General features: G+C 60.0%; 25 protein-coding genes. 9 read left to right on the forward strand and 16 right to left on the reverse strand.

Going from position 1 to position 23,923, the window contains the following annotated elements; genetic code table 11:
• Positions 1-33: 33 nt before the first annotated feature.
• The 5 genes from fkpB to murJ all read right to left on the reverse strand — a co-directional run bounded on the left by fkpB (position 34) and on the right by murJ (position 6,435).
• Positions 34-486: an FKBP-type peptidyl-prolyl cis-trans isomerase gene (gene fkpB, locus D8U71_RS01380; RefSeq protein WP_016773128.1), complete on the reverse strand. Its 453-nt coding sequence runs from the start codon at positions 484-486 to the stop codon at positions 34-36.
• Positions 479-991 (reverse strand): signal peptidase II, encoded by a 513-nt coding sequence (gene lspA, locus D8U71_RS01385; RefSeq protein WP_130887010.1) that lies wholly within the window; start codon positions 989-991, stop codon positions 479-481. The genes fkpB and lspA overlap by 8 nt, the downstream gene beginning before the upstream one ends.
• Positions 984-3,815 carry an isoleucine--tRNA ligase gene (ileS, locus tag D8U71_RS01390; protein WP_130887011.1) on the reverse strand — a complete coding sequence of 944 codons (2,832 nt, stop codon included), beginning with the start codon at positions 3,813-3,815 and terminating at the stop codon, positions 984-986. Before ileS ends, lspA begins: the two co-directional genes overlap by 8 nt.
• Positions 3,816-3,828: 13 nt before the next feature.
• Positions 3,829-4,767 carry a bifunctional riboflavin kinase/FAD synthetase gene (ribF, locus tag D8U71_RS01395; protein ID WP_016773125.1) on the reverse strand — a complete coding sequence of 313 codons (939 nt, stop codon included), beginning with the start codon at positions 4,765-4,767 and terminating at the stop codon, positions 3,829-3,831.
• 129 nt (positions 4,768-4,896) lie between these two features.
• Entirely contained in the window at positions 4,897-6,435 is a 1,539-nt protein-coding gene (murJ, locus tag D8U71_RS01400; RefSeq protein ID WP_016773124.1) for a murein biosynthesis integral membrane protein MurJ, read from the reverse strand.
• 252 nt (positions 6,436-6,687) lie between these two features.
• On the opposite strand from murJ, the gene rpsT reads away from it, so the two are divergent.
• Entirely contained in the window at positions 6,688-6,960 is a 273-nt protein-coding gene (gene rpsT / locus D8U71_RS01410; protein WP_003228351.1) for a 30S ribosomal protein S20, read from the forward strand.
• Positions 6,961-7,144: 184 nt separating this feature from the next.
• Here the strand turns inward: rpsT and D8U71_RS01415 are convergent, their stop codons facing one another.
• From D8U71_RS01415 to rplU, 5 genes are all read right to left on the reverse strand, one after another.
• On the reverse strand, positions 7,145-7,612 hold the full coding sequence (locus tag D8U71_RS01415; RefSeq protein ID WP_039761698.1) for a CreA family protein: 468 nt from the start codon (positions 7,610-7,612) through the stop codon (positions 7,145-7,147).
• Positions 7,613-7,622: 10 nt separating this feature from the next.
• Positions 7,623-8,741, reverse strand: a complete 1,119-nt coding sequence (gene proB / locus D8U71_RS01420; RefSeq protein WP_039761700.1) for a glutamate 5-kinase — start codon at positions 8,739-8,741, stop codon at positions 7,623-7,625.
• A gap of 137 nt (positions 8,742-8,878) precedes the next feature.
• On the reverse strand, positions 8,879-10,102 hold the full coding sequence (gene cgtA, locus D8U71_RS01425) for an Obg family GTPase CgtA (RefSeq protein WP_016773122.1): 1,224 nt from the start codon (positions 10,100-10,102) through the stop codon (positions 8,879-8,881).
• Positions 10,103-10,295: 193 nt separating this feature from the next.
• Positions 10,296-10,553 (reverse strand): 50S ribosomal protein L27, encoded by a 258-nt coding sequence (gene rpmA, locus D8U71_RS01430; RefSeq protein ID WP_016773121.1) that lies wholly within the window; start codon positions 10,551-10,553, stop codon positions 10,296-10,298.
• Positions 10,554-10,588: 35 nt separating this feature from the next.
• Positions 10,589-10,900 (reverse strand): 50S ribosomal protein L21, encoded by a 312-nt coding sequence (rplU, locus tag D8U71_RS01435; protein ID WP_007924746.1) that lies wholly within the window; start codon positions 10,898-10,900, stop codon positions 10,589-10,591.
• Positions 10,901-11,141: 241 nt separating this feature from the next.
• On the opposite strand from rplU, the gene D8U71_RS01440 reads away from it, so the two are divergent.
• From D8U71_RS01440 to D8U71_RS01450, 3 genes are all read left to right on the forward strand, one after another.
• Entirely contained in the window at positions 11,142-12,110 is a 969-nt protein-coding gene (locus D8U71_RS01440; RefSeq protein WP_016773120.1) for a polyprenyl synthetase family protein, read from the forward strand.
• A 181-nt stretch (positions 12,111-12,291) separates the two neighbouring features.
• The gene (locus D8U71_RS01445; RefSeq protein ID WP_016773119.1) at positions 12,292-12,633 is read left to right on the forward strand and encodes a zinc ribbon domain-containing protein YjdM; all 342 of its coding nucleotides are present in this window, start codon (positions 12,292-12,294) and stop codon (positions 12,631-12,633) included.
• A gap of 204 nt (positions 12,634-12,837) precedes the next feature.
• Positions 12,838-13,095 carry a hypothetical protein gene (locus D8U71_RS01450; RefSeq protein WP_016773118.1) on the forward strand — a complete coding sequence of 86 codons (258 nt, stop codon included), beginning with the start codon at positions 12,838-12,840 and terminating at the stop codon, positions 13,093-13,095.
• 139 nt (positions 13,096-13,234) lie between these two features.
• Here the strand turns inward: D8U71_RS01450 and D8U71_RS01455 are convergent, their stop codons facing one another.
• The 3 genes from D8U71_RS01455 to D8U71_RS01465 form a co-directional block, all read right to left on the reverse strand.
• A complete protein-coding gene (locus D8U71_RS01455) occupies positions 13,235-13,852 on the reverse strand; it encodes an FKBP-type peptidyl-prolyl cis-trans isomerase (RefSeq protein WP_039761705.1) in 618 nt (205 codons plus the stop codon).
• Between the two features lie 120 nt (positions 13,853-13,972).
• On the reverse strand, positions 13,973-14,278 hold the full coding sequence (locus D8U71_RS01460) for a DUF6482 family protein (RefSeq protein ID WP_024014365.1): 306 nt from the start codon (positions 14,276-14,278) through the stop codon (positions 13,973-13,975).
• A 131-nt stretch (positions 14,279-14,409) separates the two neighbouring features.
• The gene (locus D8U71_RS01465) at positions 14,410-14,898 is read right to left on the reverse strand and encodes a TIGR00645 family protein (protein ID WP_016773116.1); all 489 of its coding nucleotides are present in this window, start codon (positions 14,896-14,898) and stop codon (positions 14,410-14,412) included.
• A 160-nt stretch (positions 14,899-15,058) separates the two neighbouring features.
• Between D8U71_RS01465 and D8U71_RS01470 the strand changes: the two genes are divergently transcribed.
• Positions 15,059-16,888 (forward strand): hypothetical protein, encoded by a 1,830-nt coding sequence (locus D8U71_RS01470; RefSeq protein ID WP_130887012.1) that lies wholly within the window; start codon positions 15,059-15,061, stop codon positions 16,886-16,888.
• Here the strand turns inward: D8U71_RS01470 and D8U71_RS01475 are convergent.
• Both D8U71_RS01475 and D8U71_RS01485 read right to left on the reverse strand, forming a co-directional pair.
• Positions 16,885-17,205 (reverse strand): hypothetical protein, encoded by a 321-nt coding sequence (locus D8U71_RS01475; protein WP_016773114.1) that lies wholly within the window; start codon positions 17,203-17,205, stop codon positions 16,885-16,887. The genes D8U71_RS01470 and D8U71_RS01475 overlap by 4 nt on opposite strands.
• Before the next feature lie 324 nt (positions 17,206-17,529).
• Positions 17,530-19,968 carry an ATP-binding protein gene (locus D8U71_RS01485; protein WP_024014367.1) on the reverse strand — a complete coding sequence of 813 codons (2,439 nt, stop codon included), beginning with the start codon at positions 19,966-19,968 and terminating at the stop codon, positions 17,530-17,532.
• Between the two features lie 302 nt (positions 19,969-20,270).
• On the opposite strand from D8U71_RS01485, the gene D8U71_RS01490 reads away from it, so the two are divergent.
• The 4 genes from D8U71_RS01490 (at position 20,271) to D8U71_RS01505 (ending at position 23,851) form a co-directional block, all read left to right on the forward strand.
• The gene (locus D8U71_RS01490; protein WP_016773112.1) at positions 20,271-20,759 is read left to right on the forward strand and encodes a DUF3015 domain-containing protein; all 489 of its coding nucleotides are present in this window, start codon (positions 20,271-20,273) and stop codon (positions 20,757-20,759) included.
• 96 nt (positions 20,760-20,855) lie between these two features.
• Positions 20,856-22,709 carry a DUF4105 domain-containing protein gene (locus tag D8U71_RS01495; RefSeq protein WP_130887014.1) on the forward strand — a complete coding sequence of 618 codons (1,854 nt, stop codon included), beginning with the start codon at positions 20,856-20,858 and terminating at the stop codon, positions 22,707-22,709.
• Between the two features lie 220 nt (positions 22,710-22,929).
• The gene (locus tag D8U71_RS01500) at positions 22,930-23,286 is read left to right on the forward strand and encodes a hypothetical protein (RefSeq protein WP_125925968.1); all 357 of its coding nucleotides are present in this window, start codon (positions 22,930-22,932) and stop codon (positions 23,284-23,286) included.
• A gap of 70 nt (positions 23,287-23,356) precedes the next feature.
• A complete protein-coding gene (locus D8U71_RS01505) occupies positions 23,357-23,851 on the forward strand; it encodes a GreA/GreB family elongation factor (protein WP_039761720.1) in 495 nt (164 codons plus the stop codon).
• Here D8U71_RS01505 and D8U71_RS28530 read toward each other — a convergent pair.
• Positions 23,848-23,923: hypothetical protein (locus D8U71_RS28530; protein WP_241664189.1), on the reverse strand; the 76-nt coding region annotated here is incomplete at its 5' end. The genes D8U71_RS01505 and D8U71_RS28530 overlap by 4 nt on opposite strands.

Consider the following 23,923-nt stretch of genomic DNA (forward strand, 5'->3'; position numbering starts at 1 on the left):
ATCCCCTCGCCACAGAAGCTCACTCCTGCATTTTTAGATCGCTTTGACGGAAATGATTTCCACGTCAAAGGTCAGCGTCTTGCCCGCCAGCGGGTGGTTGAAGTCGACGGTCACTTGCGTGTCATCGAATTCCTTCACCACTCCTGGCAATTCAGTATTGGCCGCATCGTTGAAGATCACCAGCAGACCCGGCGACAACTCCATGTCGGTGAACTGCGAACGCGGGATGGTCTGCACGTTCTGCGGGTTCGGCTGACCAAAAGCGTTTTCCGGCTCGACGGTCAGAGTGCGCTTGTCGCCGGCCTTGAAGCCGAACAGTGCGGCTTCGAAGCCCGGCAGCAGGTTGCCATCGCCGACCTTGAACGTCGCCGGGGCCTTGTCGAAGGTACTGTCGACGGTGTCACCGTTTTCCAGGCGCAAGGCAAAGTGCAGGGTGACTTCGGTGTTCTGGCCGATGCGTTGCTCAGTCGATAGCGGTTCAGTCATGAGCGGCCTCTTCGGTTTTCTTCGATTTGAACATGTCCAGTGCCAGCATGATCGCGCCAACGGTGATCGCGCTGTCGGCAATGTTGAACGCCGGGAAATACCAGCGGTTCTGCCAGTGCACCAGGATGAAGTCGATCACATGGCCCAGGGCAACGCGGTCATACAGGTTGCCCAGCGCGCCACCCAGCACCAGTGCCAGGGCGACGGCCAGCCAGGTGTCGTTGCGGCCCAGACGCTTGAGCCAGACCACCAGCACGGCACTGACCACAATCGCGATCAGGGCAAACAGCCAGCGCTGCCAGCCGGAGCTGTCGGCAAGGAAGCTGAAAGCAGCGCCAGTGTTGTAGGCCAGCGTCCAGCTGAACAGGTCGGGAATGATCACGATCTGCTGGAACATTTCAAGCTTGGCTTCGAAGTAGAACTTGCTGGCCTGGTCAATGACCAGGACCAGCAAGCTCAACCACAGCCAGCTCAGCCGTCCGAAACGGCCAACGGCATCAGGCATAGTGACGAACCTCGCCAGCACCGCTGATGTTGTCGACGCAACGCCCGCAGATTTCCGGATGCTCCGGGTTCACGCCGACGTCTTCGCGGCAATGCCAGCAACGCGCGCATTTCGGGAACGCCGATTTGACGATCTTCAGTTTCAGACCGCTGACTTCGGTGGCCACTGCATCGGCCGGAGCCTGAACGAACGGTGCAACGCTGGCAGTCGAGGTGATCAGGACAAAGCGCAGCTCGTTGCTCAGCTTGGCCAGATCGGCGCTCAGCGCCTCTTCGGCAAACAGCGTCACTTCGGCCTGCAGGTTGCCACCGACGGCTTTCGCCGCACGCTGGATTTCCATCTCTTTGTTGACTGCGACCTTCACTTCCATGATGCGATCCCAGTAGGCGCGACCCAGCTCGAAGCCCTCCGGCAGCTCGGTCAGGCCTTCGTACCAGGTGTTGAGCATGACCGACTCGTTACGCTCGCCCGGCAGGTATTGCCACAGTTCGTCAGCAGTGAAGGCGAGGATCGGCGCGATCCAGCGCACCAGCGCTTCAGAGATGTGGAACAGCGCGGTCTGGCACGAGCGCCGGGCCTTGCTGTCGGCGCCGGTGGTGTACTGGCGGTCCTTGATGATGTCGAGGTAGAAACCACCCAGCTCCTGCACGCAGAAGTTGTGGATCTTCGAGTAGACGTTCCAGAAACGGTATTCGCCGTAGTGCTCTTGCAACTCGCGTTGCAGCAGCAGCGTACGATCCACGGCCCAGCGATCCAGCGCCAGCATGTCTTCGGCCGGCAACAGGTCGGTGGCCGGGTTGAAACCGGTCAGGTTGGAAAGCAGGAAGCGCGCGGTGTTACGGATACGACGGTAGGCATCGGCGCTGCGCTGCAGGATCTGCTCGGACACCGCCATTTCGCCAGAGTAGTCGGTCGAAGCGACCCACAGACGCATGATGTCGGCGCCCAGGGTGTCGTTGACCTTCTGCGGCGCGATCACGTTGCCCAGCGATTTGGACATCTTGCGGCCGGACTCGTCGACGGTGAAGCCGTGCGTCAGCAGTTCGCGGTACGGCGCGTGGTTGTCGATGGCGCAACCGGTCAGCAACGAGGAGTGGAACCAGCCACGGTGCTGGTCGGAACCTTCCAGGTACAGGTCGGCACGCGGGCCGCTCTCGTGACCCATCGGGTGCGAACCGCGCAGGACGTGCCAGTGCGTGGTGCCCGAGTCGAACCAGACGTCGAGGGTGTCGCTGATCTTGTCGTACTGCGGCGCTTCATCGCCAAGCAGTTCGGCAGCGTCGAGTTTGAACCAGGCTTCGATACCTTCGACTTCAACGCGTTTGGCGACCTCCTCCATCAGCTCGACGGTACGCGGGTGCAGCTCGCCGCTTTCCTTGTTGAGGAAGAACGGGATCGGCACGCCCCAGTTGCGCTGACGCGAGATGCACCAGTCCGGACGATTGGCGATCATCGAGTGCAGGCGCGCCTGGCCCCAGGCCGGAACGAACTTGGTGTCTTCGATGGCTTTGAGCGAGCGCACGCGCAGGGTGTCGCCACTGGTTGGCTCCTTGTCCATGCCGATGAACCACTGCGCGGTGGCGCGGTAGATCAGCGGGGTCTTGTGGCGCCAGCAGTGCATGTAGCTGTGTTCGATGACGGTGGTGTGCATCAGCGCACCGACTTCGGTCAGTTTTTCCACGATGGCCGGGTTGGCCTTCCAGATGAACTGGCCACCGAAGAATTCCAGCGACGGCACGTACACGCCGTTGCTCTGTACCGGGTTGAGGATGTCGTCGTTGACCATGCCGTATTTCTTGCAGGTCACGAAGTCGTCCACGCCATAGGCCGGGGCGGAGTGAACCACGCCGGTGCCAGCGCCCAGTTCGACGTAGTCAGCCAGGTACACCGGCGACAGACGATCGTAGAACGGGTGACGGAAGTTGATCAGCTCAAGTTCTTCACCGGTGGTGGTGGCGATGACCGAACCTTCCACGCCATAGCGCGCCAGGCAGGCTTCGACCAGTTCTTCAGCCAGCACCAGCAGCTTGTCGCCGATATCGACCAGGGCGTAGTTGAATTCCGGGTGCACGTTCAGCGCCTGGTTGGCCGGGATGGTCCACGGGGTGGTGGTCCAGATCACGATCGCAGCAGGTTTGCTCAGCGAGGCCAGACCGAACGCGGCAGCCAGTTTGGCCTCGTCAGCGATCGGGAACGCGACGTCGATGGTCGAGGACTTCTTGTTCTCGTACTCGACTTCCGCTTCAGCCAGAGCCGAACCGCAATCGAAGCACCAGTTCACCGGCTTGAGGCCCTTGAAGACAAAACCACCCTTGACGATTTCGGCGAGGGCGCGGATTTCACCGGCCTCGTTCTTGAAGTCCATGGTCTTGTACGGATTGGCGAAGTCGCCGAGCACGCCGAGACGGATGAACTCGGACTTCTGCCCTTCGATCTGCTCGGTGGCGTAGGCACGGCACAGCTCGCGGGTTTTATCCGCGCCGAGGTTCTTGCCGTGGGTCACTTCCACCTTGTGCTCGATCGGCAAGCCGTGGCAATCCCAGCCCGGGACATACGGCGCGTCGAAACCCGACAGGGTTTTCGAGCGGATGATCATGTCCTTGAGAATCTTGTTCAGTGCGTGACCGATGTGGATCGTGCCGTTGGCGTACGGAGGGCCGTCGTGCAGGACGAACTTCGGACGATCCTTGCCAATCTCGCGCAACTTTCCGTACAGGCCAATACTGTCCCAGCGCTGCAGGATCTGCGGTTCGCGCTGTGGCAGGCCGGCCTTCATTGGGAAGGCGGTGTCCGGAAGGTTTAGCGTGGCTTTATAGTCGGTCATTTAAGGCTCTTCATTAGCGATGGGCGCTAGGTGCGGCTAGTGCACGGGCGGTGGCGACATCCGCATTGATCGCCGTTTTCAATGCCTCCAGAGAGGCGAAGCGCTGCTCTTCACGCAGCTTTTGGTGGAAAACCACCGTCAAACGCCGGTCATACAGATCGCCGGCAAAATCTAACAGATGGACCTCGAGGTGGGCTTTGCCATCCCCTTGCACCGTGGGGCGCACGCCGATATTGGCGACGCCGGGCCAGGTCTTGCCGTCGATGTCGACATTCACCAGATACACCCCGGTAAACGGCACGCGACGGCGCTTGAGTTGAATGTTGGCAGTGGGCGTGCCCAGTTGCCGGGCCAGTTTCTGACCATGCAGCACGCGACCGGCGATGCGGTACGGACGGCCGAGCAGGCGTTCGGCCAGGGCAAAATCGGCCGCAGCCAAGGCGTTGCGCACCTGAGTGCTACTGACGCGAATGCCGTCCAGCTCGACGGTTTGCGCCGCTTCGACGGTGAAACCGTGAACCTGCCCGGCCTGCATCAGAAAATCGAAATCGCCGAGGCGGTCGCAACCGAAACGGAAATCGTCACCGACCTCCAGATGCTGCACGCCAAGGCCATCGACCAGAATGGTATCGACGAACTCACTGGCGCTGAGCTTGCTCAGCCGCTGGTTGAACGCCAGGCACAGCACCCGGTCGACGCCTTCAGCGGCTAGCAATTGCAGCTTGTCGCGCAACCGCGCCAGACGTGCCGGTGCGGTGTCGGGAGCAAAGAACTCCCGTGGCTGCGGCTCGAAAATCACCACGCAGCTGGGTACGCCCAACTCGAGCGCACGCTCACGCAGCCGGGCCAGGATAGCCTGGTGACCACGGTGAACACCGTCAAAGTTGCCAATAGTGGCGACGCAGCCCCGATGCTGGGGGCGCAAGTTGTGGAGGCCTCGAACCAGCTGCATAACGCGCTTCTTGCTCATAAAGTGGTCGATTATAACCACACCCGACGGCCGACGACAGGCAACACCGTAACGCAAAGTGAACGAGCCGACAAAACCCCCGGCTCATGCCTGCTCATGAAGGCTGAAACCTCAGCTCAAGGCCTTGCGATTGAAGTCGCGCAGACGGAAACCCAACAGCAACAACATACCGAAATACGCCACCACGCCAGCAACCACCAGCGCGCCCAGGCGCAGGAAGCGCTCGAGCATATGCCCCTCATCCCACGCGGGCATGAAATGCATGCCGGCCAGCAACACCGCCGACATCACGGTCACTGCAACGACCAGCTTGAAACCGAATTTGCCCCAGCCCGGCTGCGGTTGATACATCTTTTGCTTGCGCAGCTGATAGAACAGCAGCCCGGCGTTCAGGCAAGCACCGGCACTGATCGCCAAGGCAAGGCCGGCATGGGCCAGTGGGCCGATCAACGCCAGGTTGAACAACTGGGTACAGACCAGCGTGAAAATCGCGATTTTCACCGGGGTGCGAATGTTCTGTTGCGCATAAAAGCCCGGCGCCAGCACTTTGATCACGATAATCCCGAGCAGGCCGACCGAATAGGCAATCAGCGCACGCTGGGTCATTTCGGCATCAAAGCCACTGAACTGGCCGTACTGAAACAATGAAACAGTCAGCGGTTCAGCAAGAATCCCCAGCGCCAATGCGCACGGCAGCACCAGCACAAAGCACAGGCGCAGCCCCCAATCGAGGATCCGCGAATACTCGTGGCGATCCTTGCTGGCGTAGGTCTTGGCCAGTGTTGGCAGCAGAATCGTGCCGAGAGCCACACCCAGCACACCCGACGGCAATTCCATCAAACGGTCGGCGTAATACATCCACGACACCGAACCTGCGACCAGAAACGAGGCGAAGATGGTGTTGATGATCAATGAAATCTGGCTGACCGAAACACCGAGAATCGCCGGCAGCATCTGCTTCATCACCCGCCACACGCCGCTGTCGCGCAGGTTCAGGCGCGGCAGCACGAGCATGCCGATCTTTTTCAGGTGCGGCAGCTGATAGAGCAACTGCGCCAGACCGCCGACCAACACCGCCCAGCCAAGGGCCATGACCGGTGGATCGAAGTACGGCGTGAGGAACAGCGAAAACACGATCATGCTGACGTTGAGCAGAGTCGGCACGAAGGCCGGCACCGAGAAGCGGTTCCAGGTGTTGAGGATCGCGCCGGCCAGCGACGACAGCGAGATCAGCAATATATAAGGAAAGGTCACCCGCAACAGATCGGAGGTGAGCTGGAATTTTTCCGGGGTATCGGTAAAACCGGGCGCCGTGGCCCAGATCACCCAAGGGGCGGCGATCATGCCCAGTGCAGTCACAACCGCCAACACCAGCGTCAACAGGCCCGATACATAGGCAATGAAGGTGCGCGTCGCCTCTTCGCCCTGCTGGCTTTTATATTCGGCCAGGATCGGCACGAACGCCTGGGAGAAAGCCCCTTCGGCAAAGATGCGCCGCAGCAGGTTGGGCAGTTTGAACGCAATAAAGAAGGCATCCGTGGCCATCCCGGCGCCGAATGTCCGCGCGATCAGCGTGTCACGAACAAAACCCAGAATCCGGGAAAGCATCGTGATAGAGCTGACGGCGGCCAACGATTTGAGCAGATTCATTGAGAGAGTTTGTGCCTGTCGATAAACAGCAGGCGAACAATGCGCCTACTTGTGCGATACTCCGCGCCGCAACAGCACAGAGCCAAAGCTCGCGAGTTTACAGGTCAAGCGCCGGAAATAAATATCCCGCCTCTTTATACCTACCACTTAGCGGAACGATTCAAGTGCCCTTGACAAGACAAGTCTTCATCGGCATGATTCGCGGCCTATTTTGTTTGCTATTTCCTAAAAAGTCTTTCGAGGAGCTCGACGGTGGCCAACTCACCTTCCGCCAAAAAACGTGCAAAACAGGCTGAGAAGCGTCGCAGCCACAACGCCAGCCTGCGTTCCATGGTTCGTACCTACATCAAGAATGTAGTTAAGGCCATCGACGCAAAAGACGCTGAAAAAGCTCAAGCTGCATACGTTCTGGCTGTGCCAGTTATCGACCGCATGGCCGATAAAGGCATCATCCACAAGAACAAGGCTGCTCGTCATAAGAGCCGTCTGAATGGCCACGTCAAAGCGCTGAAAGAAGCCGCTTAATCGACGTAGTCATTAAAAAACCGACCTCAGGGTCGGTTTTTTATTGCCTGTGATTTAACAAGCTACAGGCAAAAAAATGTGGGAGCGAGCCTGCTCGCGAATGCGATCTGCCAGTTGATATTTCTATCGACCGACATGACCTCTTCGCGAGCAGGCTCGCTCCCACAGTTCGGATTGATGACGCTTATTGCTGGACCGGCACCCACGGCAGGATCGGGATGGCCGTGACCGCATTCTGCGGACTGCCCTCGATCAAGCGATCGCTGTAGACCAGGTACACCAGCGTGTTGCGCTTCTTGTCGAGGAAACGCACCACCTGCATGGTCTTGAACACCAGCGAAGTGCGCTCCTTGAACACCTCATCGCCATCCTTCAGCTCACCCTTGAACTTGATCGGCCCGACCTGGCGACAAGCGATCGACGCCTCAGCACGATCCTCGGCCAGACCGAGACCACCCTTCACTCCACCAGTCTTGGCGCGTGACAGGTAGCAGGTCACGCCTTCGACTTTCGGATCGTCGAACGCCTCGACCACGATCCGGTCATTCGGCCCGACAAACTTGAACACCGTCGACACCTGACCGATTTCCTCGGCCGAGGCCAGCAATGGCATGGCCATCAGCAGGCCCAACAATCCTTTCGCTACACGCATCGAATTTTCCTTAGACCAGAATCAGGTTGTCACGGTGAACCAGTTCCGGCTCCGCCATGTAACCGAGCAAACCGACAATCGCATCCGACGACTGACCGATGATTTTTTGCGCTTCCAGGGCGCTGTAATTGGCCAGACCCCGAGCGATCTCCCGACCATCCGGCGCTACGCAGACGACCATCTCACCGCGACGGAAACTGCCTTGAACCAGCTTCACCCCCACCGGCAGCAGACTTTTGTTGCCCTTGGACAACGCCGACACCGCCCCCTCATCCAGCACCAGGGTGCCACGGGTTTGCAGGTGACCGGCCAGCCACTGCTTGCGCGCCGCGAGCATGCCGCGCTCCGGCGATAGCAGCGTGCCGATGCGCTCGCCCGCCTTGAGACGATCAAGCACGCGCTCAAGGCGCCCGCCGACGATGATGGTGTGCGCACCGGAACGCGCTGCCAGGCGCGCCGCGCGCAGCTTGGTCTGCATGCCGCCACGCCCCAGCGCACCGCCGGTACCGCCGGCGACCGCATCAAGCGTCGGATCATCGGCGCGCGCTTCATAAATCAGCTGCGCATCAGGATTGTTGCGCGGATCGGCGTCGAACATGCCGTCGCGATCAGTGAGGATCACCAGCAGATCGGCCTCGACCAGATTGGCCACCAGCGCCGCCAGCGTGTCGTTGTCGCCGAAACGGATTTCATCGGTGACCACAGTGTCGTTTTCGTTGATCACCGGAATGACTTTCAGCTCGACCAGCGCACGCAAGGTACTGCGGGCGTTGAGGTAGCGCTTGCGGTCGGAGAGGTCGTCGTGGGTCAGGAGAATCTGCGCAGTGTGCCGGCCATGCTCGGCGAAGCTCGACTCCCACGCCTGCACCAGCCCCATCTGACCGATTGCAGCGGCCGCCTGGAGCTCGTGCATGGCACTGGGTCGTGCGGTCCAGCCCAAGCGACTCATGCCGGCCGCCACCGCCCCGGAAGACACCAGCACCAGCTCGACGCCCGCTTCATGCAGCGCCACCATCTGCTCGACCCAGACACTCATTGCCGCGCGATCCAGCCCTTTGCCGTCAGCTGTCAGCAAAGCGCTGCCGATCTTCACGACCCAACGCTGCGCACCTGTCACCTTGCTCCGCATCATCTTCAACCTTAGCTTGAGGGCAGCGCGACCTGGCACTGCCCGTGACGTTAATCGTGGCGATTGCTGACCAACGATCGATTTCCGGATACTAAAACGCCGCTCGATTGAGCGGCGTTCAAGTTTATCGCAACGGATCAGTCACGCACGTAAATGATTTCCGGACCGTCTTCGTCATCCACATCTTCTTCGTCCCAGTCATCGTCGCCGATGTCATGGACCGACTTCACGCCACTGCGACGCAGGGCACGCTTGTCGTCCAGCGCCTGCAACTGCGCACGGGCTTCGTCTTCGATGCGCTGATCGAGATCGGCCAGCTCTTCCTTGTACGCAGGATCTGCGGCGAGGCGATCGGCACGATCTTCCATGTAACGCATGATGTCGTGGCACAGACGCTCGGTACCGATCTTGGCAATGGCCGAGATCACGTACACCGGACCGGTCCACTCCAGACGATCGACGATTTCCTTGACCCGAGCATCGTGCTCTTCTTCAAGGATCTGGTCGCACTTGTTCAGCACCAGCCAGCGATCACGCTCGGCCAGCGACGGACTGAACTTGATCAACTCGTTGACGATCACTTCAGCCGCGTCCGGAGCACTGGAATCATCCAGCGGCGCCATGTCGACGAGGTGCAGCAGCAAACGCGTGCGCGCCAGGTGCTTGAGGAAGCGAATGCCCAGGCCAGCACCGTCGGAAGCGCCTTCGATCAGCCCCGGAATGTCGGCAATGACGAAGCTCTTCCAGCGATCGACGCTGACCACACCCAGGTTCGGCACCAGCGTGGTGAACGGGTAGTCGGCAACTTTCGGCTTGGCCGCCGAGACCGAACGGATAAAGGTACTTTTACCGGCGTTCGGCAAGCCCAGCAGACCGACGTCGGCCAGCACTTTCATTTCCAGTTTCAGGTCGCGCTGCTCGCCCGGCTTGCCTGGCGTGGTCTGACGCGGTGCACGGTTGGTACTGGATTTGAAACGGGTGTTGCCCAGACCGTGCCAGCCGCCCTGCACTACCATCAGTTTCTGACCGGCCTTGGTCAGGTCGCCGATGACTTCCTGAGTGGCAGAGTCGATCACGGTGGTGCCGACCGGCACGCGCAGGATCAGGTCTTCGCCCTTCTTGCCGGTGCAGTCGGTGCTGCCGCCGTTGGAGCCACGCTCGGCATCGAAGTGACGGGTGTAACGGTAGTCGACCAGGGTGTTGAGGTTTTCGTCGGCCATCATGTAGATGGAACCGCCGTCACCGCCATCACCGCCGTTCGGACCGCCGTTTTCAATGAATTTTTCCCGGCGGAAACTCATGGCACCGTTGCCACCGTCACCGGCCTTTACGCGAATCGATACTTCATCAACAAACTTCATAACCAACGCCTCTCGCCGTACGGACGAGCCGAAAAACAATCAAGACATAAGACTCTTGCAAAAATGAGCGCAGCGACCCCAAGACACGACCTGCATCGCACGCCGACAGCCCATACAAACAGCTTTGCAAGAGACTCACCCCACAAACGAAAAAGCCCCGTCGCAAGACAGGGCTTCTCCAGCGATCTCGCGATTAAGCCGCGATTACGCTCACGTAACGACGACCGAAGGCGCCTTTTACTTCGAACTTGATCACGCCTTCGATTTTAGCGAAGAGAGTGTGATCCTTGCCCATGCCAACGCCGTAGCCAGCGTGGAATTGGGTGCCGCGCTGACGCACGATGATGTTGCCGGCCTTGATGACCTGGCCGCCATACATCTTCACGCCAAGGCGCTTGGCTTCTGAGTCGCGACCGTTACGGGTACTACCACCAGCTTTTTTGTGTGCCATGAGTTCAATTCTCCTAGTGAGGAATTAGGCTGTAATTAAGCCTGAATACCGGTGATTTTGATCTCGGTGAACCACTGGCGGTGGCCCATACGCTTCATGTGGTGCTTACGGCGACGGAACTTGATGATGCGGACTTTATCGTGACGACCTTGGGAGATCACTTCAGCCTTGACGGTTGCGCCAGCAACAACTGGTGCGCCGATGTTCACGTCGTCGCCGTTGGCGACCAGCAGAACGCGATCAAAAGTCACGGATTCGCCAGTAGCGATTTCCAGTTTTTCGATCTTCAGGTATTCACCTTCAGCGACCTTGTATTGCTTACCGCCGGTAACGATTACTGCGTACATGGTATTTCTCCGATAATCCTGCTCACCCAGCTCTTTATAAGAAGAGGTATTGGCTGGCATGGCTGCATGGGGCTGGAACGGCCCAAGTGCAATTGCGTAAGGCAGGTGCTGCCCAGGAAGTTCAGGGTGCGCGATTGTACGCAAGCAATCTGCCTCGCGCAAGTGGCCGTCCATCGCGCCTTGACAGGTCTGGACGGGGGTCCTAGCATGCCGCGCAACCCTTCTGGAGCGACTCTCGCTGATGCAACCCCAAGCTTTCTACCGCGCGGTGGCGGACGATTTTAGCGCCGTCGACGGCATCATCAAGAAGCAGCTGACGTCTCGAGTGCCGCTGGTATCGAAAATCGGCGATTACATCACGTCGGCCGGCGGCAAACGCCTGCGTCCTTTATTAGTGTTGCTGTGTGGCAAGGCCCTGGGTCGCGAAGGCGACGACATGCGCCTGCTGGCCGCCACCATCGAATTCCTGCACACCGCGACCCTGCTGCATGACGACGTCGTCGACATGTCCGGCATGCGTCGTGGCCGCTCGACCGCCAACGCCATGTGGGGCAATGCCCCGAGCGTGCTGGTCGGCGACTTCCTGTACTCGCGCTCGTTCGAAATGATGGTCGAACTGGGCTCGATGCCGGTGATGAAGATCCTCTCCCAGGCCACGCGCATCATCGCTGAAGGCGAAGTGTTGCAGCTGTCCAAGGTGCGTGACGCCAGCACCAGCGAAGAAACCTACATGGAAGTCATCCGCGGCAAGACCGCGATGCTCTTCGAAGCCTCTACCCACAGCGCCGCCGCCCTGGCTGGCGCGACCGCCGAGCAGAGCGAAGCCCTGCGCACGTTCGGCGATCACCTGGGTGTGGCGTTCCAGCTGGTTGATGACTTGCTCGACTATAAAGGCGACGCGGAAACCCTGGGCAAGAACGTCGGCGACGATCTGGCCGAAGGCAAGCCAACCCTGCCGCTGATCTACACCATGCGCGAAGGCACGGCCGAACAGGCGGCACTGGTGCGTCAGGCGATCCAGAAAGGCGGGATCGAAGACCTGGAAAGCATTCGTATCGCCGTCGAAGCGTCCGGCTCGCTGGAGTACACCGCGCAACTGGCCCGCGATTACGTGGCACGCGCGATCAAGTGCCTCGAGGCGCTGCCGGCCAGCGAATACCGCGATGCGCTGGTGGAACTGAGCGAGTTCGCGGTCGCCCGCACGCACTGATTCATCCCCTGTGGGAGCGAGCCTGCTCGCGAAAGCAATCTGCCAATCGACTCAATGTTGACTGACACAGCGCTTTCGCGAGCAGGCTCGCTCCCACAGTTGTTTCTGCGCTATGCCCTCCTCCGCGTAAAACCCTATACAATGTGCGCCCTTTAGTCCTCCTGATACCCAAGGAACCTTAGTGAGCACGTTGCCACCCTGCCCGAAATGCAATTCCGAATACACCTACGAAGACGGCACCCAACTGGTCTGCCCCGAGTGCGCCCACGAGTGGTCTGCCAGCGGCGAAGCCGAAGTGGCGGCTGATGATGCCGTGAAGAAAGATTCGGTCGGCAACGTCCTGCAGGACGGCGACACCATCACCGTGATCAAGGACCTCAAGGTCAAAGGCACATCGCTGGTGGTCAAGGTCGGCACCAAGGTCAAGAACATCCGCCTGTGCGATGGCGATCACGACATCGACTGCAAGATCGACGGCATCGGTCCGATGAAGCTCAAATCCGAGTTCGTCAGAAAAGTCTGAGCCTTGCGTCATCCATCCTGCGCCAGCCGTGGGATGGAGCTTTGCCCTCCCCGCTTCGGCTCAATGAATCCGCGCATGGCCATCAGCCAGTCATTTTGACCTGACACAACCTTTACCCGGAAAACTCCACGATCCGCCAATAGGCACTTGCTATTTGATGAATAAGAATTATTCTCATTGAAACCTTTCAAGGAGATGAACCCCATGACTTATTTGATCGACGCCTGGCTGGATCGCCCACACCCTTACCTCAGAATCCTCCATCGGGAAACCGGCGAAGTCTGTGCGGTGCTTGAAGAAGAAGCCTTGCATGAGCTGCAGGATCAAGGCGATCTGGACGTCAGCAGCCTCAATTCCAGCGAGCCGCTGGTGCTCAAGGAGCTGGTGCGCAATCTGTTCCTGTTCTGCTATGCCCGGGCGTTGCGCCCGACCAATGAGCTGCACAACAAGATCGAAATATGAGCAGCATTAAAAAAACCTGTGGGAGCGAGCTTGCTCGCGAAAGCGATAAATCAGTCAACGAATGAGTCGACTGAAAAACCGCCTTCGCGAGCGAGCTCGCTCCCACATTTTTCAGCCCGCCATCAAGGCAGGCTCGGTATTACAGAACGTCCAGCAGCTCGACGTCGAATACCAGAACGCTGTGCGGCGGGATGCTGCCCACGCCTTGTGCGCCGTAAGCCAGTTCGCTCGGCACGTACAGGCGCCATTTGCTGCCGGCATTCATCAGTTGCAGGGCTTCGGTCCAGCCAGCGATCACGCCGCCAACCGGGAATTCTGCAGGCTGGCCGCGCTCGTAGGAGCTGTCGAACACAGTGCCGTCGATCAGGGTGCCGTGGTAGTGCGTACGCACCTGGTCTTCACGGGTCGGCTTGGCGCCTTCGCCCTGAGTCAGCACTTCGAATTGCAGGCCGGAAGCCAGGGTGGTGATGCCGTCACGCTTGGCGTTTTCGGCGAGGAAGGCCAAGCCTTCGCCAGCCGCGGCTTCAGCCTTGGCAGCTGCTTCGGCTTGCATGATCTCGCGGATCACTTTGAAGCTGGCGGACATTTCTTCCTGGCCAACACGGCTTGGCTTGCCGGCGAAAGCGTCGGTCAGACCGGCCAGGATCGCGTCCAGGCTGACACCCGGTGGCGGGTTGTCGCGCAGCTGGTCGCCGAGTTGACGGCCGATACCGTAGCTGACGCGGGTTTCGTCGGTGGACAGATTTACTTCGGACATGACACTGCTCCGCTGTGCGGACGGCCACAGGACTTGCCGTGCGTGCACAGCGCGTCCCGGCGCGCCCGGAACCAAAAGGGCGAGCAGACTAGCACAGATACCCCGGACTTGGGGCCGAGCCTACAGGGCCGAGCGCCAGGCGAGCGGCACTTTCAGGCTTTCATCGAGGTCAGCGACCAGCCCGCACATTTCGTCATGGACTGAGGTGTGCACAAGGTTGAATGGCAGCACCGGGAAGGCATGCAGCAGATCCCGCGCGTGCTCCACTGAGCGCAGCGTCAGCATATTGCCCTTGAGATCGCTCAACGGATACGCCGTCCCATGCATCCTCGCTTCCAACAGGTAAATGCCCCCTTCCATGGAGATCAGGTTCAACTCGTCGACCTTCCTGGCAACAGCAAACGCGTTCAACTCTTGCAGGTTCATGGAAGCACCTCACACCGTGGCGAATCGCACCGTTACAGGCATAGGCCGCTGCGCTTGAAAGCACAAGCCACAAACGAAACCGCCCGTCTGTTTCGCAACAGACGGGCGGTTTTTTTGCCTTGGTCGGCTGATCAGTGTTTGGTGACCTTGTCCAGGTAACCCATGGCAAACGCGGACACCACAAAAGTCATGTGAATGATCACGTACCACATCAGATGCTCAGGATCGACGTTCTTGGCATCCATGAAGATGCGCAGCAGGTGGATCGAAGAAATCGCCACGATCGACGCCGCGACTTTCATCTTCAGCGACGACGAGTCCATGGTGCCCAGCCAGCTGAGCTTCTCTTTGCCTTCGTCGATGTCCAGTTGCGAGACGAAGTTCTCGTAGCCGGAAATCATCACCATCACCAGCAGACCGCCCACCAGCGCCATGTCGATCAGCGACAGCAGCACCAGAATCAGATCCGATTCAGCCATGGCGAAGACGTTGGGCAGGATATGGATGATTTCCTGGAAGAACTTCAATGCCAGCGCCAGCAGACCGAGGGACAGGCCGATGTAGATCGGCGCCAGCAGCCAGCGGGTGGCGTACATTGCATTTTCGATAAAGCGTTCCATTGACTCTCACACAAGGGGCTGGAAATGGCGGCGAGTATAACAGCCCGCTGTGACAGCCAGAAACCGCCGGAAAATCCGCCACCTGCGTGTGTGTGACAAAGTTTTTCTGCTAGTGTCCAAAGCATTGACAGCCCAATGACAGTGGACAGGACGCGTGGAAATGGATGTGCGATCAGCCTTGACGACTGCCGGAATCTGCCTCGCCTTGCTCATCGGCGGTTGCTCGCCCGGCGATGAAAAACAAGTCGCCAACCTCGACGAAAAGACCGCCACCTTCGAACAGTCACTGGACACGATCAGCGATCCCAAGCTCAAGGACGCCATCACCGAACTCGGCGGTTCGCTGCTGTTGCTCGAACGGGCCAGGCTCAAGCTCGACGACATCGCGCCGCACACCGAATATGGCGCCGACGCCCTCGCCGTGCTCAAGCACTACCCTACCCCGCAAGCGCTGGTCGATACCTTCATCAACGGCCTGTTCGTGCTGCACAAGGACGCCAGCTCGGATTACCTGACCGATCTGCAACCGGTATTCCCGTTCAACCTGAACATTCCCGGCGGTTTTCTGTTTCCGCACGGCATCGAATGGCACTCGGTGACGCTGAGCAACAAACGCGTGATCGCCTGGCAGCCGGAATGGTCGGAAACCGATCCGGGCATTCAGCTCAGCCCGTCCAGCTCCAACGTGACCAACCCCGATGACCTGACGGTGACCTACCCGTTCATCGATGGCCTGAACGTCGACAAGAAAAGCCTGCCGCAACCGGTCAGCCTGCAAGGCCAGGTCGAGGTCATCGCGCCGCGTCGCCTGTACAGCTTTGACCTGACGCAGAAAGACGTCGGCCAGACCCGCAGCAACGACAACCTCAGCGTCAAACTGCTCAAGCTGGAAAAGAACTATGCCGAGGTCGAAGTCAGCAACAGCCTGCCGCTGGCAGCGGAAGTCGCCGAAATCCGGATCAATCCGCTGATCGTCCAGGCCCGCGACGCCAGCGGCCAATACCTGGTGCGCGCCGGTTCGATCAACGAAAGCCCGGAGCAGGTCGCGTTCTACCAGAAGCAACTGACGCAGTTACAGAAGCAGAAGAGCTGGAGCGACACCCTGGAAAAACAGCTCAGCGACGACCAGCAAGCCTTCGAGAAAGACCACCCGCGCCGCTACAACAAGGTGTATTTCCACGGCCCGATCGACACACTGGAAGTCAGCGTGCTCGACTTCTCCTCGGCAACGGTGACGCGCAAATCCCTGGACCTGCCGGTGCGCACCTTCAACCCGCACACCACGGCCAAAACCGTGCAGCCGCTGGATCTGCCAGTTGTGGTGTATGACGATCTCGCCGCCAACTGGCTCAAAGGCGCGGACCTGACCGAGGAACAATTGAAGGCCGGCGTGCGCATTCATCAATCGGTTGAAGAGCCGAGCGCGGCGCGTATCGAGTTTTCCCACCGCCGCACCTTCAATGACGAATTGCTTGGCGACGAACTCAACCCCGGCGTCAGTCCCGTGACCTTCTTCACGGAAAAGCGCGGCGGCAAACTCGACGAGCCGATCGAACTGCCGCCCGAGGCGTATCAGGTCGATCCGCTGCAAGCGACGATAACTTATGATCTGAATCTGTTTCCGGAAACCCCGGCGATTGCCGTGGGCTCGATGCCGTTGTTTCTGGCCACGGTGGCCAAGCAATCCTACGACGCGCAGTCATTGCCCAAAGGCCTGGCGATCAAGGACAACACGCTGGTAGTCGACCTGAAAACCTTCCCGGCCAACGAATGGCGTTTCTTCGTCAAGGACGACAGTGGCCACTACCTCAAGCAGATTCTTTCGGTCAGCCACGACGCCAGCACCGAAGGCCCCGCGCTACTCGGCGTGCACTACTTTTATGGTCGCCCGACTCGCGTGGAGACCTATCAGCGCACCGACCTCGCCACCGTGCAATACGGCTTTGAGGTCAAGCTCGACAAGGCGCCGGTGGACCAGACGGCGCCTTAACCGTTGAGACTGCGCCCACGGCCGCCGTTGATCTGCCGCAACTGCGCTTGCAGATGCAAGCTCCAGATCTGCGGATCATCGGCCAGTTCGTAACCATGCAAGGTCAGGCTTTCAACGATGGTGTCGAGAATCGACTCGGCCGCCACCGGGCCGTGGAACGGGCCTTGGGCTTTGATCGCGGAAGGTTGTTCGCCGGCCATGCCGGCCGCGAAGAGCAGCGTCCACATGCCGTTGTCGCCGGCCAGCGGCTTGACGGCGCATTCGATCCGGGTCACCAGACCCAGGCATTGACGGGTGAGACAGAGGTTGCGCGACATGGCGGCGACCCTCGGTAAAGCCGGTATTCAGCCCCCACGGGAGGACTGGCTCGATCCAGTGATACTGTCGATATCCTTGACCTGAGAATAGAAGAAAAGTGTCCCGCGCAAGCCAAATGGAACCAGAAGGCGCCGAATGGTCATTGTGTGAATATTGGCGTCAGAGTAGTGGCACATTCCCCGAAGATCCCCGCAGAGATCAATCTGGAAAAGCACTGTGGGAGCGAGCCTGCTCGCGAAGACGATGGATCAGCCAACTCATTCGTCGACTGATACAGCGCTTTCGCGAGCAGGCTCGCTCCCACAGGGTCTGGCGTGAACTGATCAGGCCGGTTTGGCTTCGGCGAGGGCCTCCTGCGCCAGTTCCTTCTCAGCCTCTTTCAAGTCCTCTTCGCTGATCATCTCGGCGATATCGCGCAGGCGCTCGACCACTCGCGCATTGATGCTGCCTTCGGGGAATTCGCCATCGGCGTTCGGCTCCCCGGCCGGCTCACCCACCAGCAGGCTCAGCGCCTCATCGGCCTGACGCACCGCATACACGTGGAACTGGCCGGCGCGCACGGCGGCGAGGACTTTCTCATCGAGCATCAGCGTGGCGACGTTGGCCTGGGGAATGATTGCGCCTTGTTCGCCGGTCAGGCCGCGTGCTTCGCAGAGGCGGAAGAAGCCTTCGATCTTCTCGTTGACCCCGCCGACTGCCTGCACCTCGCCGAACTGGTTGATCGAACCGGTGATGGCAAAACATTGCTTGAGCGGGGTTTTCGACAGTGCCGAAATCAGCGTGCACGCCTCGCCCAGCGATGCGCTGTCGCCGTCGACGTAACCGTACGACTGCTCGAGCGCAATGCTCGCCGAGATCGCCAGCGGGAATTCCTGGGCGTAACGGCTGCCCAGATAACCGGTGAGGATCATCACGCCTTTGGAGTGAATCGGCTGGCCGAGGTTGACCTCACGCTCGATGTCGACGATGCCGCTGCCGCCCGGGTAGACCGTGGCGGAAATCCGCGCCGGCACGCCGAACGCCGAATCGCCGACCTCCAGCACTGTCAGCCCGTTGCACTTGCCGACCGCCGCACCGTCAGTGTCGATGAGGATAATTCCGGCGAGCATGTCGTCGAGAATCCGCGCCGAGACGCGCCCGGTGCGGGTGGCCTTGGCTTTCAGGGCGCGTTCGATATGGCCTGCGTCGGTCATTTCATCGCCGGCCAGATGGCGAATGAAATCCGCCTCGCTGACCAGTTGGAACAGATCACCAATGCGCGCCGACAAGCGCCCCTGATGCTCGGCCAGCCGTGCGCTGTAGGTCGCCAGTCGTGCCACCGCATCGGCGGTCAGCGGCGCCATGCCTTCTTCCGAAGTACGGGTTTTCAGGAGCTGGGCGAACTGCTCGAGGCTTTCGTCGACCATCGGGATGTCTTCGTCGAAGTCGACCAGAACGCGGAACATCTCCTGGAAGTCCGGATCGAGATCCTGCAGCGTGTAATACAGCTGCCGCGCACCGATGATGATGACTTTGACCTGCAGCGGAATGTGCTGCGGGTTCAGGGTCATGGTGGCGAAGCGGCCCATCTCGCCCAGCGGCGATTCCATTTTCAGTTTGCGCGATTGCAGGGCGCGTTTGAGCGCATCCCACACGAACGGCTCGCTGAGCATTTTCTCCGCTTCGAGAATCAGGAAACCGCCATTGGCGCGGTGCAGCGCACCCGGACGCAACTGCCGGTAAGTGGTGTAGAGCGCGCCCTGATCGGTGGTGTACTCGATGCGGCCGAACAGGTTTTCGTAGGTCGGATGCGGTTCGAACACCACCGGTGCACCGCCGCTGGCCGGATGCCCGACCACCAGGCTCGGTGCGTATTGTTCTTCCAGCAACTTGCGCGCGACGGCGTCGGTCTTGCTGTCGTCAACCAGTTGCTCGACCACGGTTTTCAGCAGATACACCTGCATCGCTTGCAGGTAACCGCAGACCCCGGCGTTCTCCGCGTACTTCTCCGACAGCGGCGCCAGCAACGGCTGCAAGGCCAGGGTGATGGTTTCTTCGTTGAGCGAACGCAGTTGATTGTTCGACTCGCGCTTCCACTGCGGCAGGCTGGCGAGTTCTTCGTTCAGGCGCTCTTCGAGGCCGGAAATGTCATCGTGAAAACGCTCGCGCTCGGCTTCCGGCAACTGCGCGAATTCGGCTTCGTCCAGGGCCTTGCCGTCGAGCATCGGCGTGAAGGCGATATTGCTGCTGTCGCGGTACAGGGCGACGTCTTTTTCCAGGGCCAGCCGCTCGATGATGTCCAGCGCCTTGTCGTAGCGCTGGTTGAAGGCACGGTCGATGGCGCTTTTTTTCTGCTGGTAAGACGGGTGTTCGAAAACCGCCGGAAAAGTCGCCAGCAGGTTGTCGATCAGGCCGTTGATGTCACCGATGAACGAGGCCGCCGTGCCCGATGGCAGCTCCAGTGCACGTGGTTCGCGCGGCTCATCGAAGTTGTTGACGTAGACCCAGTCCGCCGGGGTCTGCAGGCGCTTGCCTTCGGCTTTCAGGTAGCGTTTGACGAACGAGAAACGGCCGGTGCCGGGCTCGCCCATGACGAATACGTTGTAACCGGGGCGTGGCATCGCCACACCGAACTGCAAGGCTTCGACCGCGCGTTCCTGGCCGAGCACACCGCGAAAGGGCTCCAGATCATTGGTGCTGGTGAAGCTGAACTGTTCAGCGGAAAACGGACGAGTCAGCGCTTCGGGCGCAAGACGCAGGCTGGCAGCAACAGGATCAGGCATCGGGCTTCCTTAACAATCAGGCGGGGCAGGTAGCGGCATTCTGGCGCTGCCCGTGCCCCACTGGCAAGGCGCGCCACATGACAAAGCATAGACAAGCGCGCGGCCGGCCGACGCGTCCCGATAAATCAGAGGTTTATTCCAAATATTTTGCAAAAAGTCACGGAACCGCTGGAACGTGCCTAAACTCCAAACTGCGCGGCTGGAACTAATACCGGCCCACTGACACTTTCGGCTTTGTCCTCGGGCAGAGCACGAAGGGCCAGAACCCTGTCCATTGGTATGCACATAAAGAGAACAAAGCTATGAAACGGATTCTTCTCGGTACTCTCTTCACCGCTGTATCCATCAACGCAATGGCGCAAGCCCCGGGCGGCCCGGATTGCGGTTGGGGCAACATGCTGTTCGAAGGTCAGCGTGGCACCCCGGCGCACTTCCTTGCTTCCACCACCAACGGCACTTCCGGTAACGCTACCTTCGGTATGACCTCCGGCACCAACGGCTGCTCGACCAACGCGTCCCTGACTTATGGCGGCAAATCCTGGTTCGCCATGAATGGCATGATGAACGAGCTGTCCGAAGACATGGCCAAAGGCAATGGCGAAGCGCTGACCACTTATGCCGTGGTCCTGGGCGTAGCACCGGAAGATCGTGCGCACTTCGCGCAAGTCACCCACGAGCACTTCCAGCAGATCTTCAGCAAAGCTGACGTGACCGCTGAAGACGTGCATACCAACACCCTGGCAGTACTGAAATCGGACCCACGTCTGGCCAAGTACGCAACTCAGGCTTAAGCTCGACCCCGCCCGCTTCCTTCGGGAAGCGGGTTTTGTTTTTTTTGGCCCGCCCCTCTTTGGGTCTTTATTACTTTCCTGTTCAAGTTGCCGACTATGCTCAAACGCCTTGCCTGGCTGGCGCTCTGTGTCTGCGCCCCGCTGTCCGCCGCGCCTCACATCGATCCTCAACGTTTGCAGCAACTGGCCAACGACCGCTTCTGGATTTCCCTCGGTCATTACGAAACCGCCAAGCTCGGCGGCTGGCGCAGCTATGTCAGCGACAAGAAGTTCTTTCTCGCGCCCGACGGCAATGAACATCCGGACCGCGAACTGGCCGCCACCGTGCAGGCGTTGTACGCCCCGGCCAGCCTCGGCGAGCAACACGCACAATGCGTATACCCCGCGCGCACGCGCTGGCTGAAAGCGCAGCTCAATCTCGCTGACCTGCCAGCGCCGGAATGCGCCGAATACAAGCAATGGTTCAAGGACGTCTCGCCGCACAGCGCGGTGATGATTTTCCCGGCGGCGTATCTCAACAGCCCGTCGTCGATGTTCGGCCACACCCTGCTGCGCATCGATCAGGCGGATGTGCAGGCCGACAAGACCTCGCTGCTCAGCTACGCGATCAACTTCGGCGCCTACATCGAAGGCTCGGACAACAGCATTCTGTATGCCTGGAAAGGCTTGATGGGCGGCTACCCGGGGCTGTTCGCGCTGGTGCCGTATCAGGAAAAACTGTCGGAATACCGCAGCCTGGAAAACCGTGACCTGTGGGAATACCGGCTCAATCTGACACAGGAAGAAACCGCACGCATGGTCGAACATGTGTGGGAGCTCAAGCAGATCCAGTTCGACTATTTCTTCTTCGACGAAAACTGCTCGTATCGCTTGCTGGAACTGCTGCAAGTGGCGCGGCCGAGCCTGCGCCTGACCGAACAATTCCCGCTGACCGCAATCCCCACCGACACCGTCAAAGCGGTGAAAGAGGCCGGGCTGGTCGAGCACATCGAATATCGCCCGTCCCGCGAACGTGAACTGCTCAGCCGCGCCGAGCCGTTGAGCGATGATGAACAGCAATGGGTGCTGAAAGTCAGCGCCGATCAAAAAGTCCTGCAAGAGCCAACGTTCAAAGCCCTGCCGCGCGCACGTCAGGCGCTGATCGTCGACGCCGCCTATCGTCTGGAGCGCTACCGCGCCAACGGCCAGGAGCGCGACCCGCAACGGGCGCAGCGCAGTTTCGAACTGCTGCGGGCGATCAACAAGAACCCGGCGCCGGAGCTGGAAATACCGCAACCCGGTCTGCCCGAAGATGGCCACGAGTCCCGCACCTGGCAGGCCGGCCTCGGTACGCGCGGCGATCGCGCGTTCGGCGAATATGGCCTGCGCATGGCTTATCACGACCTCAATGACAATGCCGAAAGCTTCCCCCTCGGCGCGCAGATCGAGATCCTGCAACTGAAGCTGCGCCAGTACGAAGGCAATGACTGGCAGCTGCAGCAACTGGATCTGGCCACCATTCGTTCGCTGACACCGCGCAACGAGCTGCTGCAACCGCTGTCGTGGCAAGTCACCGGTGGCCTTGAGCGGGTGCCGGGAAAGCATGACGACGAAACGCTGGTCAGCCATGTCAACGGTGGCGGCGGCGGCACGTGGCAGTTGGGCGAAGACGTGCTCGGCTTCGCGCTTGGCACGGTGCGCGTGGAACACAACAATGACTTCGCCGAGTTTGTTTCCCCGGCCGGCGGCTTCAACACCGGCGTGCTGTGGAAACACCCGCTGGGCAATCTGAGCCTGGAAGCCAAGGGCGACTATTTCTTCAACGGCGAAGTGCGCCGCAGCCTGAGCCTGAATCAGCAGTGGGAGCTGTCGCGCAACCTCGGTTTGCGCCTGAGCGCTCAGCGTGAATTCAGCCAGCTCGCCAGCCCGGAAACAGAAGTCATGCTGGAAGTGAAGTGGTATCACTACTGATCCCCGCACACAGCACAAAACCAATGTGGGAGCGAGCCTGCTCGCGAAGGCGGTGGGTCAGTCAATAGTAGTGTTGCCTGACACGACGCCTTCGCGAGCAGGCTCGCTCCCACACGCGCTTTGTGGTGTGCAATGGATTTTTCACAGGCCTTCGACAGCCGCCTCATGAATCCCCTTCTAGACTTCCCGTATCAGCCGAAAACCGGCGCGGGAGAGTGCGATGTGGCGGTGCGTGGGATTGTTGGCCGTTGTATTGGCGCTGGCCGGTTGCCAGACCACCCATGAAGACTTGATCGCCAAGGGCTATCCACCGGCCTTCGCCGATGGTTTCGATGACGGTTGCGTCAGCGGCCGGCAAGCGGCGGGCTCGATCAGCGGTGAGTTTCGCAAGAACGTGCCGCGCTATCTCAAGGACCAGCAATACGCCGACGGCTGGGTCGACGGCTTCCGCCAATGTCAGGCGATGCTCGAAAACAGGGATCGCGAGCAATATCGCAACGAACATTGGGACGAACGCGAACGCGCCTGGCAGCAGCAGAAGGACCAGGACGTCGGGCGGGCCTATCGCTCGCAATAGGTCGCTTGCAGACATCCAGTGAAACCAAACGCCGGCAATCATGGCCCAAATCCTTTAACAGGAGGACTTCATGAGTCGCGCATTCGTCAACGAAGACAACGCCGCCGCGCAGGCCGATCAGCCGGTCGAACGTCAGGTCAGCACGCAGCCCAACTACGTCACCCCGCAAGGGCTGGCGCAGTTGCAGGCGAAAGTCATCGAGTTGCAGAGCCTGCACGCCGAGCAAACGGCCAAGGGCGAGCAGGCCGACAAACAACGTCTCGCCGATCTGCAACGGGATCTGCGTTATTTCACTCAGCGCCTGAGCAGCGCCCAAGTCGCAGTCGCTGCGACCTCCACCGACAAGGTGCAGATCGGTAGCTGGGTGACTTTTGCCGATGAACACGACACTGAACACCGCGTGCAACTGGTCGGCGAGGATCAGGCCGACGCCAGTCAGGGCCTGATCAACTGGGCCTCACCGCTGGGCCGGGCCTTGCTCGGCGCCCGGCTCAACGATGAAGTGCTATGGCAGCGACCTGCCGGCGATCAACTGATCGAAGTGATCCGCATCGAACCGGCTTAAACCACGCCTTGCGCCAACATCGCATCGGCGACTTTGACGAAGCCGGCGATGTTCGCGCCCTTGACGTAATTG

Source organism: Pseudomonas sp. Sample_21, from assembly GCF_004307525.1.
Taxonomy (GTDB): Bacteria; Pseudomonadota; Gammaproteobacteria; order Pseudomonadales; family Pseudomonadaceae; genus Aquipseudomonas; species Aquipseudomonas atacamensis.

Excerpts from the sequence above, each read along its gene's own strand:
- fkpB (WP_016773128.1), bottom strand. The coding sequence starts at position 486 with ATGACTGAACCGCTATCGACTGAGCAACGCATCGGCCAGAACACCGAA.
- lspA (WP_130887010.1), bottom strand. The coding sequence starts at position 991 with ATGCCTGATGCCGTTGGCCGTTTCGGACGGCTGAGCTGGCTGTGGTTG.
- ileS (WP_130887011.1), bottom strand. The coding sequence starts at position 3,815 with ATGACCGACTATAAAGCCACGCTAAACCTTCCGGACACCGCCTTCCCA.
- ribF (WP_016773125.1), bottom strand. The coding sequence starts at position 4,767 with ATGCAGCTGGTTCGAGGCCTCCACAACTTGCGCCCCCAGCATCGGGGC.
- murJ (WP_016773124.1), bottom strand. The coding sequence starts at position 6,435 with ATGAATCTGCTCAAATCGTTGGCCGCCGTCAGCTCTATCACGATGCTT.
- D8U71_RS01415 (WP_039761698.1), bottom strand. The coding sequence starts at position 7,612 with ATGCGTGTAGCGAAAGGATTGTTGGGCCTGCTGATGGCCATGCCATTG.
- proB (WP_039761700.1), bottom strand. The coding sequence starts at position 8,741 with ATGCGGAGCAAGGTGACAGGTGCGCAGCGTTGGGTCGTGAAGATCGGC.
- cgtA (WP_016773122.1), bottom strand. The coding sequence starts at position 10,102 with ATGAAGTTTGTTGATGAAGTATCGATTCGCGTAAAGGCCGGTGACGGT.
- rpmA (WP_016773121.1), bottom strand. The coding sequence starts at position 10,553 with ATGGCACACAAAAAAGCTGGTGGTAGTACCCGTAACGGTCGCGACTCA.
- rplU (WP_007924746.1), bottom strand. The coding sequence starts at position 10,900 with ATGTACGCAGTAATCGTTACCGGCGGTAAGCAATACAAGGTCGCTGAA.
- D8U71_RS01440 (WP_016773120.1), top strand. The coding sequence starts at position 11,142 with ATGCAACCCCAAGCTTTCTACCGCGCGGTGGCGGACGATTTTAGCGCC.
- D8U71_RS01450 (WP_016773118.1), top strand. The coding sequence starts at position 12,838 with ATGACTTATTTGATCGACGCCTGGCTGGATCGCCCACACCCTTACCTC.
- D8U71_RS01455 (WP_039761705.1), bottom strand. The coding sequence starts at position 13,852 with ATGTCCGAAGTAAATCTGTCCACCGACGAAACCCGCGTCAGCTACGGT.
- D8U71_RS01460 (WP_024014365.1), bottom strand. The coding sequence starts at position 14,278 with ATGAACCTGCAAGAGTTGAACGCGTTTGCTGTTGCCAGGAAGGTCGAC.
- D8U71_RS01465 (WP_016773116.1), bottom strand. The coding sequence starts at position 14,898 with ATGGAACGCTTTATCGAAAATGCAATGTACGCCACCCGCTGGCTGCTG.
- D8U71_RS01470 (WP_130887012.1), top strand. The coding sequence starts at position 15,059 with ATGGATGTGCGATCAGCCTTGACGACTGCCGGAATCTGCCTCGCCTTG.
- D8U71_RS01475 (WP_016773114.1), bottom strand. The coding sequence starts at position 17,205 with ATGTCGCGCAACCTCTGTCTCACCCGTCAATGCCTGGGTCTGGTGACC.
- D8U71_RS01485 (WP_024014367.1), bottom strand. The coding sequence starts at position 19,968 with ATGCCTGATCCTGTTGCTGCCAGCCTGCGTCTTGCGCCCGAAGCGCTG.
- D8U71_RS01490 (WP_016773112.1), top strand. The coding sequence starts at position 20,271 with ATGAAACGGATTCTTCTCGGTACTCTCTTCACCGCTGTATCCATCAAC.
- D8U71_RS01495 (WP_130887014.1), top strand. The coding sequence starts at position 20,856 with ATGCTCAAACGCCTTGCCTGGCTGGCGCTCTGTGTCTGCGCCCCGCTG.
- D8U71_RS01500 (WP_125925968.1), top strand. The coding sequence starts at position 22,930 with ATGTGGCGGTGCGTGGGATTGTTGGCCGTTGTATTGGCGCTGGCCGGT.
- D8U71_RS01505 (WP_039761720.1), top strand. The coding sequence starts at position 23,357 with ATGAGTCGCGCATTCGTCAACGAAGACAACGCCGCCGCGCAGGCCGAT.